The sequence below is a fragment of the Carboxydothermus pertinax genome, from assembly GCF_001950255.1.
In the GTDB taxonomy this organism is placed as follows: domain Bacteria; phylum Bacillota; class Z-2901; order Carboxydothermales; family Carboxydothermaceae; genus Carboxydothermus; species Carboxydothermus pertinax.
Genome location: NZ_BDJK01000036.1, coordinates 14,639 through 31,716 on the forward strand (window position 1 = coordinate 14,639; position 17,078 = coordinate 31,716).

At 44.3% G+C, this 17,078-nt stretch carries 18 protein-coding genes and 2 riboswitches; of the genes, 8 read left to right on the forward strand and 10 right to left on the reverse strand.

What is annotated here, in order from left to right:
- Nucleotides 1-75 precede the first annotated feature (75 nt).
- Nucleotides 76-471: a thioesterase family protein gene (locus cpu_RS08840; protein WP_075859651.1), complete on the reverse strand. Its 396-nt coding sequence runs from the start codon at nt 469-471 to the stop codon at nt 76-78.
- Nucleotides 472-862: 391 nt separating this feature from the next.
- Nucleotides 863-950, forward strand: a riboswitch (glycine riboswitch).
- A riboswitch (glycine riboswitch) is annotated at nt 951-1,041 on the forward strand.
- Nucleotides 1,042-1,114: 73 nt separating this feature from the next.
- On the opposite strand from cpu_RS08840, the gene cpu_RS08845 reads away from it, so the two are divergent.
- From cpu_RS08845 to grdD, 8 genes are all read left to right on the forward strand, one after another.
- Complete coding sequence (locus tag cpu_RS08845; RefSeq protein ID WP_075859652.1) at nt 1,115-1,510, forward strand: GrdX family protein; 396 nt, start codon at nt 1,115-1,117, stop codon at nt 1,508-1,510.
- A gap of 25 nt (nt 1,511-1,535) precedes the next feature.
- Complete coding sequence (trxB, locus tag cpu_RS08850; protein WP_075859653.1) at nt 1,536-2,459, forward strand: thioredoxin-disulfide reductase; 924 nt, start codon at nt 1,536-1,538, stop codon at nt 2,457-2,459.
- 13 nt (nt 2,460-2,472) lie between these two features.
- Nucleotides 2,473-2,802: a thioredoxin family protein gene (locus cpu_RS08855; RefSeq protein WP_075859654.1), complete on the forward strand. Its 330-nt coding sequence runs from the start codon at nt 2,473-2,475 to the stop codon at nt 2,800-2,802.
- A gap of 11 nt (nt 2,803-2,813) precedes the next feature.
- The gene (locus cpu_RS08860; protein ID WP_075859655.1) at nt 2,814-4,100 is read left to right on the forward strand and encodes a glycine/sarcosine/betaine reductase component B subunit; all 1,287 of its coding nucleotides are present in this window, start codon (nt 2,814-2,816) and stop codon (nt 4,098-4,100) included.
- Between the two features lie 85 nt (nt 4,101-4,185).
- Entirely contained in the window at nt 4,186-4,656 is a 471-nt protein-coding gene (gene grdA / locus cpu_RS08870; RefSeq protein ID WP_077177269.1) for a glycine/sarcosine/betaine reductase complex selenoprotein A, read from the forward strand.
- A gap of 27 nt (nt 4,657-4,683) precedes the next feature.
- Complete coding sequence (gene grdB, locus cpu_RS08875) at nt 4,684-5,991, forward strand: glycine reductase complex selenoprotein B (RefSeq protein WP_080506170.1); 1,308 nt, start codon at nt 4,684-4,686, stop codon at nt 5,989-5,991.
- A gap of 105 nt (nt 5,992-6,096) precedes the next feature.
- Nucleotides 6,097-7,626 (forward strand): glycine/sarcosine/betaine reductase complex component C subunit beta, encoded by a 1,530-nt coding sequence (gene grdC, locus cpu_RS08885; RefSeq protein WP_075859659.1) that lies wholly within the window; start codon nt 6,097-6,099, stop codon nt 7,624-7,626.
- Between the two features lie 14 nt (nt 7,627-7,640).
- Complete coding sequence (gene grdD / locus cpu_RS08890) at nt 7,641-8,786, forward strand: glycine/sarcosine/betaine reductase complex component C subunit alpha (protein WP_075859660.1); 1,146 nt, start codon at nt 7,641-7,643, stop codon at nt 8,784-8,786.
- A 117-nt stretch (nt 8,787-8,903) separates the two neighbouring features.
- Here grdD and cpu_RS13670 read toward each other — a convergent pair whose 3' ends face one another.
- From cpu_RS13670 to cpu_RS08930, 9 genes are all read right to left on the reverse strand, one after another.
- Nucleotides 8,904-9,074: a hypothetical protein gene (locus cpu_RS13670; RefSeq protein ID WP_154652707.1), complete on the reverse strand. Its 171-nt coding sequence runs from the start codon at nt 9,072-9,074 to the stop codon at nt 8,904-8,906.
- 51 nt (nt 9,075-9,125) lie between these two features.
- Nucleotides 9,126-10,244: a DUF362 domain-containing protein gene (locus cpu_RS08895; protein ID WP_075859661.1), complete on the reverse strand. Its 1,119-nt coding sequence runs from the start codon at nt 10,242-10,244 to the stop codon at nt 9,126-9,128.
- A 177-nt stretch (nt 10,245-10,421) separates the two neighbouring features.
- A complete protein-coding gene (locus cpu_RS08900) occupies nt 10,422-11,363 on the reverse strand; it encodes a selenium metabolism-associated LysR family transcriptional regulator (RefSeq protein WP_075859662.1) in 942 nt (313 codons plus the stop codon).
- Complete coding sequence (locus cpu_RS08905) at nt 11,335-12,732, reverse strand: cobyrinic acid a,c-diamide synthase CobB (RefSeq protein ID WP_075859663.1); 1,398 nt, start codon at nt 12,730-12,732, stop codon at nt 11,335-11,337. Before cpu_RS08905 ends, cpu_RS08900 begins: the two co-directional genes overlap by 29 nt.
- A gap of 91 nt (nt 12,733-12,823) precedes the next feature.
- Nucleotides 12,824-13,906 (reverse strand): YeiH family protein, encoded by a 1,083-nt coding sequence (locus cpu_RS08910; protein WP_075859664.1) that lies wholly within the window; start codon nt 13,904-13,906, stop codon nt 12,824-12,826.
- 147 nt (nt 13,907-14,053) lie between these two features.
- Entirely contained in the window at nt 14,054-14,656 is a 603-nt protein-coding gene (locus cpu_RS08915) for a hypothetical protein (RefSeq protein WP_075859665.1), read from the reverse strand.
- Nucleotides 14,657-14,974: a TusE/DsrC/DsvC family sulfur relay protein gene (locus cpu_RS08920; protein ID WP_075859666.1), complete on the reverse strand. Its 318-nt coding sequence runs from the start codon at nt 14,972-14,974 to the stop codon at nt 14,657-14,659. It lies immediately after the preceding gene.
- Between the two features lie 26 nt (nt 14,975-15,000).
- Nucleotides 15,001-16,329, reverse strand: a complete 1,329-nt coding sequence (locus cpu_RS08925; protein ID WP_075859667.1) for a (Fe-S)-binding protein — start codon at nt 16,327-16,329, stop codon at nt 15,001-15,003.
- Nucleotide 16,330: 1 nt separating this feature from the next.
- Nucleotides 16,331-17,065 carry a respiratory nitrate reductase subunit gamma gene (locus cpu_RS08930; RefSeq protein ID WP_075859668.1) on the reverse strand — a complete coding sequence of 245 codons (735 nt, stop codon included), beginning with the start codon at nt 17,063-17,065 and terminating at the stop codon, nt 16,331-16,333.
- Between the last annotated feature and the right edge of the window lie 13 nt (nt 17,066-17,078).

Sequence of the window (17,078 nt, forward strand, 5' to 3'; positions counted from 1 at the left end):
AATTTTTAAATTTTTGAAATATTTCTATAGATATTGTAATAACTTTCATTAACTTTATTTTTCTTCCAAGTTCGTTTATTTTTCTTTTGAATTTAGTTTCCCCAAAAATTTTTCAATATTTACGCATACTCTCTCGTGCCGTCCTTCCCCAATTTTCCCCTGCTCATCAAAAGCCTCAACTAAAAAAGTAAGTCGGCGTCCGTCTATAGCAACCAATCTGGCCACAGCTTCTACTTTAGCCCCCAGGGGAGTTGCTTTTAAATGGCTTACTTCCACTTTTGTTCCCACGGTAGTTTCCCCGGGATTTAAAAAATCTTCCACCGCCTTTACCGAAGCTTCTTCCATTAAAGCTATCATCATTGGCGTGGCAAACACCTCTAAACTTCCGCTTTTTACCGATAAAGCGGTGTTTTCAGGCCTAACTGTAGTGCTTGCTCGCCCTTCCAAGCCAACTTTAAGTTCTCCCGCCATCCTAACCCTCCTTTAAACGATTAAAAGCTTTTTTGTCTTTAAAAATTAATTCGGTACCGATTAGCATTTTCCTTTAATTATTTTTCAAATCCTTAAGAGAAAATTTGTTAACTTTAGGTAAATCAGATTGCATATTTTATTTGTACATAAAGGAACTTTTTGCACTTTTTATCACATTTTAAAAAGTCATTAACAGCTTTTTTTCGCCATTTTCTTAATATTCACAAGATAAAAACTTCGAATTTTGTCGAAAAAAATATTTTTTAGAAAAGGACTTGTGTAATTTATCACGAATATATTATAATAGCAATTGAAAAGTTAAGAAAACTTTTCTTTCTCCCCCTGTATAATTTTTTCTCCATCCCCCCAAATTAATAGTGAAATTTCCTGAATGATGGTGGCGGGAGAGACCCCTTTATAGGGGCGCCGAAGGAGCAAGGGAAACCGAAACTCTCAGGCAAAAGGACCGCAACCGGACGGGACTCTGGAGAGTCCGCAGTTGGCGGCACCAAAGGAGTAACCCGGGATTTCCCCGGGAATCTCTCAGGTCTTAGGGACAGAGGTCGGTAATAAAATTGGCCTCTGTCCTTTTCTTTTTAGTACCGCAGGAGCATATTAAGTCATTTCCTTGGAGGAAATCGAAATGATCGTGATTACAAACAACCCAAAAGTAAAAGAATATATACAAAAGTACCAGCTTAATAAAAGATTTTCCCTTTTATGGGTAGATGGCTTTACCGAGGACGTCCTGGAAAAAGTTCGCGACCTCTGTCATTTCGGCCATAAACTTTTAACCCATCCTTTAACAGGAAGTATTAAACCCAACCAAACCCCTTATAAAACTGTAGTTGTAGATCACCTAGAGCAAGAGATAGATTTTAACTCCATCTTAATAGCTGAAAACAGTTATTTTAAAACACTAGAACTTTTAACCAAACGCCCTCGCCCTAAGGAGACAGAGCTATTTTTAGATGACTTTGCTGTCATAGACCTGGACTTTTTTAAAAGTTTTTTGACCAGCCTGGGTCTTATTATATAAAGCTTTAAAAGAAGGAGGAGTGTCCATGGAAAGATATGACGTGATTATCATCGGGGCAGGTCCAGCAGGATTGTCTGCTGCTCTCTACAGCGCCCGGAGTAAGCTTTCCACCCTTTATATCGAAAAGCTTTCTACCGGCGGTCAAGCTGCCACTACCGATGAGATTGAAAATTACCCCGGTTTTGCCCGCGGCATTCCAGGACCAGACTTAACCCAGCAAATGGAACAGCAAGCTCAAAGATTTGGCGCCAAAAAACTTAATGCAGAAGTCAAGGCCATAGAACTTCAAGGAGATGACCGGATTGTCAAAACCACTAAAGGCGATTTAATTGCGAAAGTTGTTATTATCGCTTCCGGTGCCGCACCTAAACTTCTCGGTTGTCCGGGTGAGTTAGAATTTAGAGCTCGCGGGGTCTCCTACTGTGCCACCTGTGACGCTGCCTTTTACGAAGGCGCTAACGTCATGGTCGTAGGCGGCGGCGACTCAGCAGTAGAAGAAGCCTGCTACCTCACCAAGTTTGCTGAAAAAGTAACTCTCGTCCATCGCCGCGATACCTTGAGAGCCACCAAAGTTCTCCAGGAAAGGGCTTTTGCTAACGAAAAACTGGAAATTCTCTGGAATACCGTAGTTGAAGAAATTATTGGTACCGATGTAGTTGAAAAAGTCCGCCTTAAAAATGTCGTCACCGGCGAAGTTTTTGAAAAAGAAATTGACGGCATTTTTATCTATGTCGGCCTTGAACCCAACACCGAATTTGTCAAAAGCTTAGTAACCTTAGACGAACGCGGGTATATTATTACCGATGAAAATATGCGCACTAATATCCCGGGAGTCTATGCTGCCGGAGATGTCCGGCAAAAACTTTTACGGCAGGTGGTTACTGCGGCTGCTGACGGGGCCATTGCCGCCTATCATGCGGAAAAATATCTTGAAGAATGCATCAAGTAAAGGAGGTGATTATATGGCAGGCAACTTAATTGAAGTAAACAAAGACAATTTTGAAGAGGAGGTTTTAAAAAGCGAGCTTCCGGTCCTGGTGGACTTCTGGGGCCCCCGGTGTGTACCCTGCATGGGCTTAATGCCAGTAGTCGAAGAATTGGCTGAAATCTATGCGGGCAAAATGAAGTTTACCAAATTAAACACTGCCGAAAACCGGAGGCTGGCTATTCAGCTCAAAGTTATGAGCCTTCCTACCTTCCAGTTTTACAAAAACGGAGAGCTTGTAGATCAACTACAGGGCAACTTTGGCCGCGCAGAAATTGAAGAAAAAATTCGTGCCATTATCGGCTAAGGAGGGATAAAATGCGGCTTACCCTTGGCAAGATTCAAATTAAAGGGGTTGAGTTTGGCCCTAATACAAAAGTTGAAAACGGAATTTTATATGTTAACAAAGATGAGCTCACCGCCCTTTTAAAAGAAGATAACCAAATTAGCTCGGTCGAACTGTTTTTAGCCCGCCCGGGAGAATCGGTCAGGATTGTACCGGTAAAAGATGTAATCGAGCCCCGGGTTAAAGTAGAAGGCCCTGGCAATATCTTTCCCGGCTTTTTAGGGAAAATAGAGATGGTGGGTAGCGGCCGGACCCATGTTTTAAAAGGCGCGGCAGTAATTACCACTGGTAAAATTGTAGGTTTCCAGGAAGGTATTATCGATATGACCGGTCCTGGAGCGAAATACACTCCTTTTTCGAAAACTTATAACATCGTTGTTAAAGTCGAACCGGTGGAAGGACTGTCCCAGCACGAACATGAAAGGGTTGTCCGGTTAGCAGGTTTTAAAGCTGCCGCGTACCTGGGTGAAGCCGGTAGAAATGTAGCTCCCGATGAAGAAGTCACCTATGAAGTAGCCCCCTTACTCGAAGCCGCAAATAAATACCCGGGTCTACCGAAAGTAGCTTATGTCTACATGCTCCAAACCCAGGGGCTTTTACACGACACATATGTTTATGGTGTTGATGCTAAAAGGATTCTCCCTACTCTTATCTCCCCCACCGAAGTTTTCGACGGAGCAATTGTCAGCGGTAACTGTGTTTCCGCCTGTGACAAAAACACTACTTACGTGCACATGAATAACCCTGTAATTGAAGAATTATTTGCCCGCCACGGCAAAGATATAAACTTTGTGGGCGTCATCATTACCAACGAAAACGTTACCTTAACCGATAAAGAGCGTTCCTCCAGCTACACCGCTAAGCTTGCTGAAATGCTCGGCATTGATGCGGCAATTATCTCCGAAGAAGGCTTTGGTAACCCTGACGCTGACCTGGTAATGAACTGCCGAAAATTAGAACAAAAAGGCATTAAAACGGTCCTTATCACCGACGAATACGCCGGTAGAGACGGCAGCTCCCAATCGCTGGCCGATATCACTCCCGAAGCCAATGCCGTGGTTACCGCCGGTAACGCTAACGAAACCATTGTTCTGCCCAAGCTGGATACCGTAATCGGTCATGTGGAAGTTGTTGATGTCATTGCCGGAGGCTTTGCCGGTTCCTTACGGTCCGACGGCAGCATCGAAGTGGAAATTCAGGCAATCACCGGCGCCACCTCAGAAGTTGGCTTTAACCAATTAACCGCAAAAGGATATTAATGTCCGCAGGTGGTAAGTGGTAGGTGGTGGGAAAAGCCCAACCACTAACGACAGGCCACTATAAAAACTAAAGGAGGAGTTTAGTATGGCAATTTTGGCTGGTAAAAAAGTCATAGCGGTAGGTGACCGTGACGGCGTTCCCGGTCCCGCAATTGCAGAATGTGCCAAGAGTGCCGGAGCAGAAGTGGTGTTTGCCACTACCGAGTGCTTCGTCTGAACTGCTGCCGGTACTATGGACCTGCAAAACCAAGCCCGGATTAAAGAATTAGCGGAAGAATTAGGCGGTGAAAATATTGTTGTTCTTTTAGGAGCAGCTGAACCGGACACCGCCTCTTTAGCTGCTGAAACTGTTACTCTGGGCGATCCTACCTATGCAGGTCCTTTAGCAGGGGTCTCGTTGGGACTCCGGGTCTACCACATTTTAGAGCCCGAAATTAAAGCCGAAATCGATCCGGCTGTTTATGAAGAGCAGGCCGCTATGATGGAAATGGTATTAGATGTAAATGCTTTGGCCGCCGAAGTTTCCAAAATGAGAGAAGAAGGTAGCAAGTTTTAGCCCCTTCAGGTAAAAGGAGGTAGTCTTGTGTCCAAATTCCGCGTTATCCACTATTTAAACCAGTTTTTTGGGCAAATAGGCGGCGAAGATAAAGCAGATATTGCTCCGCTCAAAAAAGACGGTCCCGTAGGCCCTGGTACCGCTTTAAATGGTGCATTTAAAGGAGAAGCGGAAGTTGTCGGTACCGTTATCTGCGGTGACAGCTATTTTGCCGAAAACATGGAAGAGGCTCTTAGGCAAATCATCGCAATGATCAAGGAATATAATCCTGACTTAGTGGTCGCCGGACCTGCTTTTAACGCCGGCCGCTACGGTACCGCCTGCGGTGCGGTTGCCGAAGCAGTGGTAAAAAATCTTGGTATTCCTGCCGTAACCGGTATGTATCCTGAAAACCCCGGTACCGACATGTATAAGAAGTCTGTTTATATCATTGCTACCGCCGATTCAGCCATTGGTATGCGAAACGCTATTCCTAAAATGGCCGCTTTAGGTTTAAAACTCCTAAAGAAAGAAGAAATCGGTACCCCAGAGCAAGAAGGCTACATTGCCAGGGGTATTAGGAAAAATTATTTTGCCCAGGAGCGAGGAGCTAAGCGGGCAGTAGACATGCTAGTAGCCAAAATTAAAGGCGAAAGCTTTACTACCGAACTTCCTATGCCGGCTTTTGACCGGGTTTCTCCCAATCCCGCCATAAAAGACCTTAGCCAAGCTACCATAGCTTTGGTAACCTCCGGAGGTATTGTTCCCAAGGGCAATCCCGACCGGATTGAATCGTCGTCAGCTTCAAAGTTCGGTAAATACTCTCTCGCTGGCGTAAAAAATTTAACCAGCGATACCTTTGAGACCGCCCATGGCGGCTATGATCCGGTTTACGCCAATCAAGACGCCGACAGAGTTTTACCGGTCGACGTTTTAAGGGAAATAGAAGCAGAAGGCAAAATCGGAAAGCTGCACGATTACTACTATGCTACCGTTGGTAACGGTACTTCTGTGGCCAATGCTGCTAAATTCGGTCAGGCCATTGCTGCTGATTTAAAAGCTTCCGGAGTAGATGCGGTCATTCTTACCTCCACCTGAGGTACCTGCACTCGCTGCGGTGCAGCGATGGTCAAGGAAATTGAACGGGCCGGTATTCCCGTAGTTCACATGTGCACCATCGTTCCCATCAGTAAAACCGTGGGTGCTAACCGGATAGTCCCAACAATAGCAATTCCGCATCCTCTGGGCAACCCTACCCTTCCAGCAGATGAGGAAAAAGCTTTAAGAAGAAAACTTGTGGAAAAAGCATTAAGGGCTCTTACCACCGAAGTGGAAGGACAAACGGTATTTGAATAAAAAATCTCGGGAGCGGGTCTTTAGCCTGCTCCCCAAATTTAGAAAACAAGCCCATTATCTGGGCTTAAGATATAAAAATAATTTTGACAAACGGAGGTTATAATTATGCCAGTCTTAAAAGGTGTTGGCCAGTGCCTCATTCATGCTCCTAACATCTTATACCACAACGGAACCACCCAGACGGTTGAAAGGCTAAAAAACCCCGATTCGGAATACCTGAAAAACCTTCCCGAACATTTACGGAAGTATAACGATGCTTTAGCTTACGCCCCAAACCAGGCTTACATCGGTAATATCGGTCTTGAGGAGTTAAAAACCATTCCCCGCCCCTGGTACACAAACCCCATTAATGAAACTTCTCGTTTTGGTAAGTACGGCGAAATCATGCCGGAAGACGAATTTTACGGACTCTTAAAAATAGCCGACGCCTTTGACCTCGTTATCCTGGAAGAAAGTTTTCAGGAAGAAGTCAAAGAAAAACTTGCCAAACATAAGCTAATAAACGAACAACTGCTTGCCCGCCTTACAAACGCCAAACCCCCGGGAGAAATTGAAAAGTTAGTAGCCTCCCATACTGCTGAAGGACTGTACCTTGGGCAAAAACTAGTAGGTTGCGTGCGGCAGGCCCATGAAATTGACGAAAACTTATCGGCCCATATTATGTTAGAAAACCTTGTGGTAAAAGCATCGGGTATTTTAGCAGTCCTCCATCTTTTAGCCAATACCGGAATTAATCCAGCGAAAGTAGATTACATTATTGAATGTTCCGAAGAAGCCTGCGGTGACATGAACCAAAGAGGTGGCGGTAACTTTGCTAAAGCTATTGGTGAAATTGCCGGTTTGGTAAACGCCAACGGCTCCGACGTGCGCGGCTTTTGCGCTGGCCCTACCCATGCTCTCTTACACGCTGCCTCCTTAATTGAAGCCGGCACTTTTAAAAACGTCATCGTGGTGGGTGGCGGTGCCGTTGCCAAACTCGGAATGAACGGCAAGGACCACGTCAACAAAGGAATGCCGGTTTTAGAAGACATGCTGGGAGCTTTTGCGGTGTTAGTCTCGGAAAACGACGGCGTAAATCCCATCATTCGTTTAGACGTTATCGGAAAACACAATATCGGTAGCGGCGCTTCTCCGCAACAGGTAATGAAAGCCTTGGTTTCCGAACCCCTGGCAAAGCTTGGACGGAAGATTACCGAAATTGACTACTATTCCGTAGAAATGCAAAACCCCGAACTTACCGAACCGGCCGGCGCCGGCAACGTACCGGAAGCAAACTACAAGATGATTGGCGCTCTGGCGGTTATGGCCGGAGAGATTGGCCGGGCCGATATACCCAAGTTCGTGGAAAAACACGGATTACCCGGCTTTGCTCCCACTCAAGGTCACATTCCTTCCGGAGTCCCGGCCCTTGGGTTCTTTAGAGATGCACTCTTAGAAGGTAAGATTTCTTCGGCTATGGTTATCGGTAAAGGTAGTTTATTCCTGGCCCGAATGACCAACCTGTTTGACGGTTTGTCGCTTTTAATTGAGAAGAACCCCGGTAAGGTCGAAAAAACTACCGACTTTACTAAGGAAACCGTTCGGGAAATGGTCGCGGAGTATTTACGGGAAATGGCTAAAGGCCTTCTTTCCTAAGGGGGTACAAATAAATGGAGCAGGTAAAAAAATTAATTGCGGAAGTGTTAAATGAAGCGGCGGAAGTTATAGCCACCGGGCGGGCTCTTAAAAACATCCGGGTAGGTATCACCCTTCTGGGCAGTGAACACGGGGTGCTTGAAGTGTTAAAAGGTGCCGAAATGGCCGCCCAAAATCTTCCCGGAGTTGAAGTGGTGGTTATTGGTCCAGAAGACGCGGAAACCAATCTTACTAAAGTAGTTGTAAGCGAAGAGAAGGAAAGCCACAAGGTCATGGAAAAGATGCTAGATGCTGGCGAGCTTACAGCAGCTGTTACCATGCATTATAACTTCCCCATCGGTACTTCCACCGTAGGCCTAGTGGTTACCCCAGCCCGGGGTCGGAAAATGTTTATTGCCACTACTACCGGCACCTCTTCTCCCGATAGAGTAGAAGGTATGGTTAAAAACGCCCTTTACGGCATTGCCGCAGCTAAAGCTTACGGAATTAAAAATCCAACGGTTGGCATATTAAATGTTGACGGTGCCCGGCAGGTAGAAAGAATTTTAAAAGAACTGCAAAACCGAGGCTACTCCATTGCTTTTAGTGAATCTAAACGGGTAGATGGCGGAGTAGTCATGCGAGGCAATGACCTTTTAGCCGGTACTCCCGACGTCATGGTTTGCGATAGCTTAACCGGCAACCTCTTAATTAAAATCTTCTCCGCCTACACCACCGGTGGAAGTTACGAGGCTTTAGGCTACGGCTACGGTCCGGGAATTGGAGAAGGCTTTAACAAAATAATTAATATCATTTCCCGGGCTTCAGGCGCCCCGGTAATTGCCGGTGCTATTGAATACGCCGCCGCCATGGCCCAGGGTAGACTTGTAGAAGTTGCTCAGGCAGAAATTGCAGCTGCTAAAAAAGCAGGACTGCTTGATTTAGTAAAACCTGTAGAGAAAAACGAAGCAGTAGAAGAGGTAAAAATGCCACCCAAAAAACCGGTTGCTAAAGAAATTGCCGGAATTGATGTTTTAGAATTGGAAAATGTCCAGAAGCTGTTATGGCAACACGGTATTTATGCCGAAACCGGCATGGGTTGCACCGGTCCTATCGTCCTTGTGGCCCCGGACGACTTAAGCCAGGCTCTTAAAGTTTTAAAGGAAAATAAAGTATTGTAGGGCCGGTTTAGAGGTTTGAGGTTGGCAGTAAAACCCCTGCAGGCATAAGATGCAGTCTTAAGCCCGCCCTACAGTAAACAAAAAGCCGCAGAGGTTTTGGCATCTGCGGCTTTCTCCTTACTCCTCCATTTTGATAAAATTTTCCCAGGACTGAAAATAATTTTTTAAAATCTCATCGGCCATTTCATTACCATAATACTCGGATAACATGTGCACCGCCGATTCTCGGTTGATGAGGCCCTGCTTAAAGCTATCCATCAGGTTATGCACCCGGTCGTCATAATCCATAAAACCGCCTCCCGTTTTCTTTTTATTTTTTCCGGAAAGGGAGGGTTTTTATTACTTTTTCCTGGAAAACAGCCGCATTAAAAAGCCTTCTTTTAACTCAACCGCATTGGCCGGGCAGAGTTCCTGGCAGCAATAACAGCGAATACACTTTTCGTAATCCACCACCGCCCGTCGATTCTCGATTTTTATGGCCTTTGGTGGACAGTGCCGGGCACAACGGCCACAGCCGGTACAGTTATTATTCATTACCGGTCGTGCCGTAAACTGATTTTGGAAGATTCGGACTAAAAACGAAGGAATCCGTCCGTCCAGCGATTCAATATTATCAGGAGGTGTAAAATTAAATGTTAAATCTTTGCCGCTACCGGTAACGTCTATTTCCTTTAACGGCGCCACTACCCCCCAGGCCAGAGCAGTCCTTGCCACCGGCATCTTATCCGCCTCAAACCCCATCATCTTCGTCATAACCATATCTACGGCAAAACCATTGTCACCGCCTAAAATTACCCCGGCCTTTTTGGGTTTCCCGTTTCTTGGCCCATTTCCTTCCATCCCTACTACTCCATCTACCAAAAAGAAAACCGGTTTAATAAATAAGGCAAGATCCGTTAGCATTGCCGCAAAATCATCCCTTTTTTGCATCCGCAAATGATATTGAGCCTTAGTAGTCGCAACATTAAAGCCAAATAAATTTTTTATGCCACCGGTTATCCCCATAAACGAATGAGTTTTCATTTTAGCTACCGATATAACCTTATCTACTTCGGAAAGTTCCCTGGCCAGTGTAAACCTTTTAATGGTTCGACCTTCGGGGTAGGAATAATCTTTCGCCTCGGCAAAAGGTAAAAGCTCTATCCCCTCTTCCTGGCACACCTGGGCAATCCCGCATCTTCCCGCAACCCGTTCGGTATTCCCCGTCCCCGGCGAATCCCCCACCAGCGGAATAGCCCCGGCTTTTTTTACATGGCGAACTACCGCCCGCACAACTTCCGGATGGGTAGTAACCGCTCGCTCCGGCGGCAACCCTTCCAGCATATTGGGCTTAATCAAGACCCGCTCCCCGGGCTTAATAAACGCCCCAATTCCGCCAAATTCGGAAAATACCTCGTTAACTGCCGCTTCTATCTCCGGGTAATGATAACTACTGCATCTTGCCGCACATACCTTCATCGTTTCTCCTCCTTAGGGACAGACTTTTATGCTTTGCTCTTAATTTATTATTTAATTCCGCGCTTTTTGGTAATTTCCTGCACAAAAAAAGTCGGGCCCAACCCCGACTAGTTTATTTTTTCAATTTAACTCTAATTAAAGTTCTAAATTTTCCTTTTAAGTATAAAAAGCGGGAGGTTATACCGGATGTACATAATCGCAAGGGTCCTGGCTTATAAGTTTGGCGACAAGTTCATTGTTCCTTAAAAGGTTTATGAATAGCTGTTTTTGCTTCTCATGGGCAGAACTTTTTGTCAAAACAAAGGATAGGTTTCTTCTAATTGGTGCTTCCAACAGGCTTAGTTTTTTAAACATTTTCAAATCACAATCCCGCCGCACGGTAAGCTCGGAAACAATCGTCACCCCTAACCCTGCTGCTACAACTTCCTTGATAGCTTGAGTACTGCTAAACTCCATGGTAACGTTTAAGTCATTAATATCAAGTCCCAGCTCCTTTAAGGCCATTTCCAGCACTTTTCTTGTTCCCGACCCTTCCTCCCGCAAAATTAGCCGCTCTTTAATCAACTCCGCCACAGGTAGTCGCTCTTTACTTCCCCAAAGATGGTGGTAGGGAACTACCACCACCAGCTCATCTTCCCAAAACTTTTCCACCTTAAGCTCCTCATCATCAATGGGTCCCTCAATAAGTCCAATATCAATGTTTTTTTCCACTAAGTCATGATAAATGGTATCGGTGTTGGCAATCTTCACCCGCATCTCAATCTCCGGATAAAGTTTATAAAAATAAGCTAAAAGCTTAGGCAGCACATATTCGCCAATGGTCAACGTAGCTCCAATATAAAGTTTTCCTTTCTTTTCCCCACCAGCATCTCTGGCCAGTTCATAAGCTTCATGGATTCTATCTATAATGTCCTGAACTTTTTGGTAAAAAACTTGTCCAGCCTCGGTTAGGCGCACCCCTTTATTGGAGCGCTCAAATAGCTTTACACCTACCTCGTTTTCCAAGGCCTGGATCTGCAAGCTAATTGCCGGCTGGCTCATGTGAAGCCTTTTGGCGGCTGTGGAAATATTTTTGGTTTCAGCTACCACTTTAAAAATTACAAGCTGCGAATGAAGCATTATTCCCCCCACCTTTTAACCGGTAGTTTTTAGCTACTTTAACAAAATTTTCTGCCCACTGGGGATAAGTTAAGGCGTGAAAATGAGTGTATGCTGCAAACAGGTTTTTATAGCAAAAGCCATCTAGACCTTTAATTATCCCATAACCCCTTTGAAGGTTTAAGCCAAAGGTTAATTCCATATAGAGGCTAAGTTTTGAATAATGAAATTCATGTCCCTTTAACCGGTATCCCAGCGGAAAATACGGGTTTTTCATGATAATTTCTCCCTCGGTATAACCATGCCCCTGGGGCTTAGGTGTCATCTGGCATTCCGCCGGAATTACGCCTGCCATATAATGGGTGCTTCCTTTAAAAACTATTTTATCACATAAATACATAAGACCACCGCATTCAGCATAAACCGGCATGCCTTTTTGGGAATATTTTTTTACCTGATTTAAAAGTTTTGTATTACGGGCAAGTTTTTCCAGGTAAAGCTCCGGAAAACCGCCTCCGATATATAACCCTCCCAAATCCTCTGGCAACTCCTCGGAAAAAGGATTTATAAAAATAAGTTTGGCACCAGCTTTTTCTAACAATTCCAAATTTTCGGGGTAATAAAAGCAAAACGCTTCATTTTTAAAAACCCCAATTTTAACTTCACCCGTACCAGTAGTGCTTTGATCAATGGTTTCGATCTTAAAGTTTGCCAAACTAACGAGCGGTTCTAAGTCAATGTGTTCCTCTACTATCTGGGCTAAATATTCTAAAAGTTCATGAGAAGCCTCGACTTCTCCACAAGTAATAAGCCCAAGATGACGTTCCAATATTGCGCCTTTTTCTTTGATTTTGGGCATATAACCTAAAATCTTAATTGGGCAGTAGTAGCTAAACACCTCTTCTAAAAGCTTAATCTGGCGCCGGCTACCCACTTTATTAAACACTACGCCTAAAATTTTTAAATCCCGGTCGAACTCCATTAACCCCCGAACAACTGCCGCCAACGTTCTGGTAGTTCTAGTCGCATCTACCACCAGCAGCACCGGTAAATTTAACAATTTTGCCAGTTCTGCGGTGCTGTTTGACCCTATAACATCAACACCATCAAAAATCCCCATATTTCCTTCCACTACCGAAAGCATACTAGTCTTAGCATAACGCTCATAATGTCTAACCACTTCATCCCGGCCGTGTAAAAAAAGATCCAGGTTTCGGCTCTGCTCTCCTGCCGCCAAAGTATGCCACCCTGAGTCTATATAATCCGGACCTTTTTTAAACGGTTGCACTTTAATTCCTCTTTTAGCAAGTGCTCGTAATATCCCTAAAGTAATTGTAGTTTTTCCGCTTCTTCCACTTGCCGCAGCTACTACAAAACCACTTTGGTTCATTATCTTCTCCCCATCCTTTAAAAAGGGTAAATGAGGGCTGCGTATTAGCAGCCCCATCCTTTTTTGCCTCGCTACCATAACTTGCAATATGTTAAATACCGCTATAGGGCATATAAATAAACTTAACTAACAACAAAGCCAGTACCCCTACCGCAACCGAGACTATCATGCCGACCACAAATGATTTAACCCCCAATTTTTGAATAGAGCTGTAATGAACCTTAAATCCAACGCCCGCAAAAGCCACCGCCAAGAACACTTTTATTACATCAGCATAATGGACGGCGGTGTAAAAATCCTTCCATGCCGTCTTGGTGGAAGGAAGGTAAAGAAGCAGGGAATTAATTAAACTGAATAAGACGAAAAATATCGCAAAAGAAGGAATACCCAACCGCACTTGTTTCGTTCCCGCAGCATTGCTACCTTTAATCCGGTTAAAAATATAAGCACATAACAAGACAACAGGCCCTATAGAAAAAATACGGACTGACTTGGCAACTAAAGCCATGGCCGCAGCTTTTTCCCCTACCTGGGCACCCGCTGGAATGACCTGGGCCGTCTCATGAATTCCAGTGCCTGCCCACATACCAAAAGCAATCTGGGATTTATGCAAGAAATCACCTAAAGCAGTAGACTGAAACAAAAATGGATAAAGGATCATGGCTATTAACCCAAAGACAGTAACCGCTGCTACGGCAATACCTAGTTCTTCGTCCTTTGCTTTAATAACCGGTCCAACAGCTGCAATTGCCGTAGCACCACAGATGGAACATCCAGCTCCCATTAAAATAGACAACTCAGGACTTAAACCCATCTTACGCCCAAACCAAACTCCAAAAAAGAGCGCAAAAGCAATTACAATAAGCACTTGAATTACTCCCACAATACCTAATTGCAACCATGCCAAAGCGCTAATTGTCAAACCCAGCATGGCTATAGAAAATCGTAGCCAGCTACTTGAGCACCAGAGAATGCCCGCACTAAACGATTTAGGTAGTTTAATTACATTACCTAAAATAATTGAATAGAGAAAAGCATACATTAAAGGACTGATTTTACCGTAAACAAAAGTATTGGTGAGATAAGCCAAAGCTGCAATCACAGCACATACAATGATTCCGGGCAACGCTTCCTTCTTTGGCAACCAGGATAAGTTTTGACTTTTTTCACCCATTATATAACCCTCCCCCTTTTCATTATAAATTTTCCTTATGGGCTTATTTGCTGAAACCCTTGAGCTATGGGTCTTAAAACCACTCTTTTCTTGTTATTTGTGTTTACTTTCACATTTTTGTTTTTTTATAAAGCATTAGGGAAAACCCTAATGCTTTATAACACCCCTTTTACCAAACTCAAAGCCGAAAAAGTAGCGGCTGGCAAAAAAGTAAATAAAGTGGGTTATTTTACTAAAGGGTAAATACAAAAACATTAACCCTGTTACCAAGTAAAACCAGCTTTGACCGTGAAAGTTTAAAACATAGGCAAAAGCTCCAGCAACAAACAAGGTTACCAGTAAAACCGAAAAATAATCATCGAGAGTATTTAACTTCTGCATTTCCGCCTTAGCCAACCGCTCTAATATCCCAACAATTCCGGCCAAAAGCCCAAAACCAGTTAAGACTAACAAAACATCCCTAACAAAACCGGTAAAATCTACTCCTAAAACAGCTAAGATAAGGGTGATAAAGGAAGCAAAGATCCCCAGATGAAAGACTACTCCCCGCAAATATGGAATTAAATGGATGCGGGTGCTTTCTTTTGCCCAGGGGGCCATTCCCAGGGTAAGAGCGTAAAATACACCATAGGAACTATCCCCTCGGGGGCAAGCTAAGTCCCGAGGGGGATTGGCTTTAACAAGCCCAGCTATTTTACCAATAATACCCACTATCGATACTAAACACGTCACTGTTAAAAAGGTTTTCATTTACACGCACCCCGTAGGTTTGGGAAGCCCAGCAATTTTACAGGCGCCTTTAGCGGGACCAGATGGGAAAAGTTCATAAATTTCTTTTAAGCTAAAACCAGTATCTTTGCAGAGCTTTCTAATCATTGGAGCGATTTGGTACTGAAGATAATAGTTACGGATGTAGTTAATCACTTTCCAATGATCTTCGGTAAGTTCCGGCACGTCTTCTGTTTTGGCTAAAGCTTTAGCAATCTCCTCATTCCAGATAGAGGGGTCTTCAATAAACCCATCCTCGTCCACATTTAAAACTAAGCCGTCAATTTCAATTTGTGCCATTTTCATCTACCTCCCTTAAAATTTTTTTATAAAATAATTGCTTTTCCAACCAAATCCATAAGTCCCGACATTTCCACCGGTAGCTTGTAATACTCAAACACCAGTGGTAATTGGGCTTTGCAAATGGAACAGGGAGCTACTACATAGCCAGCGCCGGTCTTTTTCACCTGTTCGGCTTTAATCTTACCAAGCTTCATCCGAGTTTCCATTATTTCTTCCATTAAGAGCCCGGAACCGGCACCGCAGCAGAAGTTTTCCTCCCGGTTTGGAGTCATTTCCACGAAATTTTTAACTACATGGCGCAGGATAAAGCGCGGTTCCTCAATAATATCCCCTGCCCGGGCTAAATTACAGGGGTCGTGGTAGGTGTATATCACATCGCCATTTTTCTCCGGATCAACTTTTATAATCCCTTTGGCAATAAAATACGCTGCTTCTTCATGAATATGGCGAATTTCCACGTCAACAGGGCCGTTTAACCCTTCAGTATACATTCGGGCAGCCCGCCAGCCGTGGCCGCATTCACCCTGAACAATCTTTTTAGCTTTTAATTTTTTGGCACAATCTAAAAGTCGTCGATTGTGCTCTTTCATCACTTTTTCGTCAAAGAAAAGGCCAAAGTTAGCTGCTTCAATTATTTCACTGGGAATAGTCCACTTGATACCGGCTGCATGATACATTTTGGCCACACCAATCATCGTATTGGTATTGACAAAAAAGTCCGCTGAAGAAGGTACATACATAACATCCGCCTCTTCATCAACCGGAATGCGGATTTTTATACCCGTCTCTTCGTACATTTCTTCTTCAAGGAATTCAGAGCTATCTAACAGGGCCGGTTTGGTAATCCCCATGTTGTTGCCGGTATTGGCCATATTTTTGACAATACCAACAGTAAATCGCGGCACCATCCCCAGTTCTGCCAATATTTGCCTCGCCATTATCGTAACTTCAGCGGTATCAATCCCAAAGGGGCAGACCAGAGCACACCGTCGGCACTGGTTACACTGGTAAAAATAAGTAAACCATTTTTCCAGAAGCTCCGGACTAACCCCAATGCCCCCGGCCACTTTCCCTAAAACCCCTGATAGTGGCATTACTTCCTGCTTATAAACACTTCGCACTAAATCGGCTCGTTTGGTCGGTATATTATAAGGATCCTCAGTTCCCAGGTACGAGTGACAGGCATTTATGCACGCACCGCATTTGGTACAACATTCCATAGCAAGTTTAAACATTCGGCTCTCGGCGGCTTTTTCTCGAATTAAAGCCACCAATTTTCGCACCTTTTCCTCGTCATCCAAAAGGCGATAGGGTAGCGGGGCGAGGTCTTTTGCTTTCTGCGGAGCATTCATCTTATTTGCCTCCCCCTTTCGAAAGCCAAATAAGCTTTGTCTTGCCGTCACCGGTTAAGGTAATTGCTTTATTAATAAGCCCTCCCGCCAGGTGTAATAGTTTAGAAAAAGGAAGGTACATTAATAAGATTTGTCCAAAGAAATAATGGAGGATAAAAGCCCCGGGAAGATCATAGTTAATTGGTCTTAAGCTAAATAAATCGGCAAAATATTTTTTTATGGTAAAAAGCTCTACCGGCGCCAGTGTCCGCATGGCATTGCCGGTGGTAACAATTGTTAAAATTAATAGTATATCAAGATAATCCCACGGATCGGAAACTTGTTTAACCTGGCCGGAGAGCCGCCTTAAAAGAAGGGCTAATGCTCCAAAAAAGGCCAGGGTGCCGGCAAGCATGCCAAAGGCAAAGGATAGCTTTTCGCTCTGTTCCGGAGTTGCGCCTAACAGCGTAAACTGGTGCCCGGCAAAGGCTATCCCGGCTATATGCCCGATAACTATCAAGAATATCCCCAGGTGAAATCCGTAGGACATCACCCATAGCGGGCGCTCAAAGCGATACAGGGTTTTAAAGAAAAGGATTTCTTTAAGGACTTCGCCTGAAGGCGTACTGGGTACCGGAAAAAGGTTTAATTGATACTTCACTTTTGAGGCATACCAACCTCTTATCCGGTAAATAAGCCCAAATACCAGTATTAAAAATGTCAGATAAGGAAGTACTCCAGCAACAAAATGTTTCAAGGGTTCTTCCCCC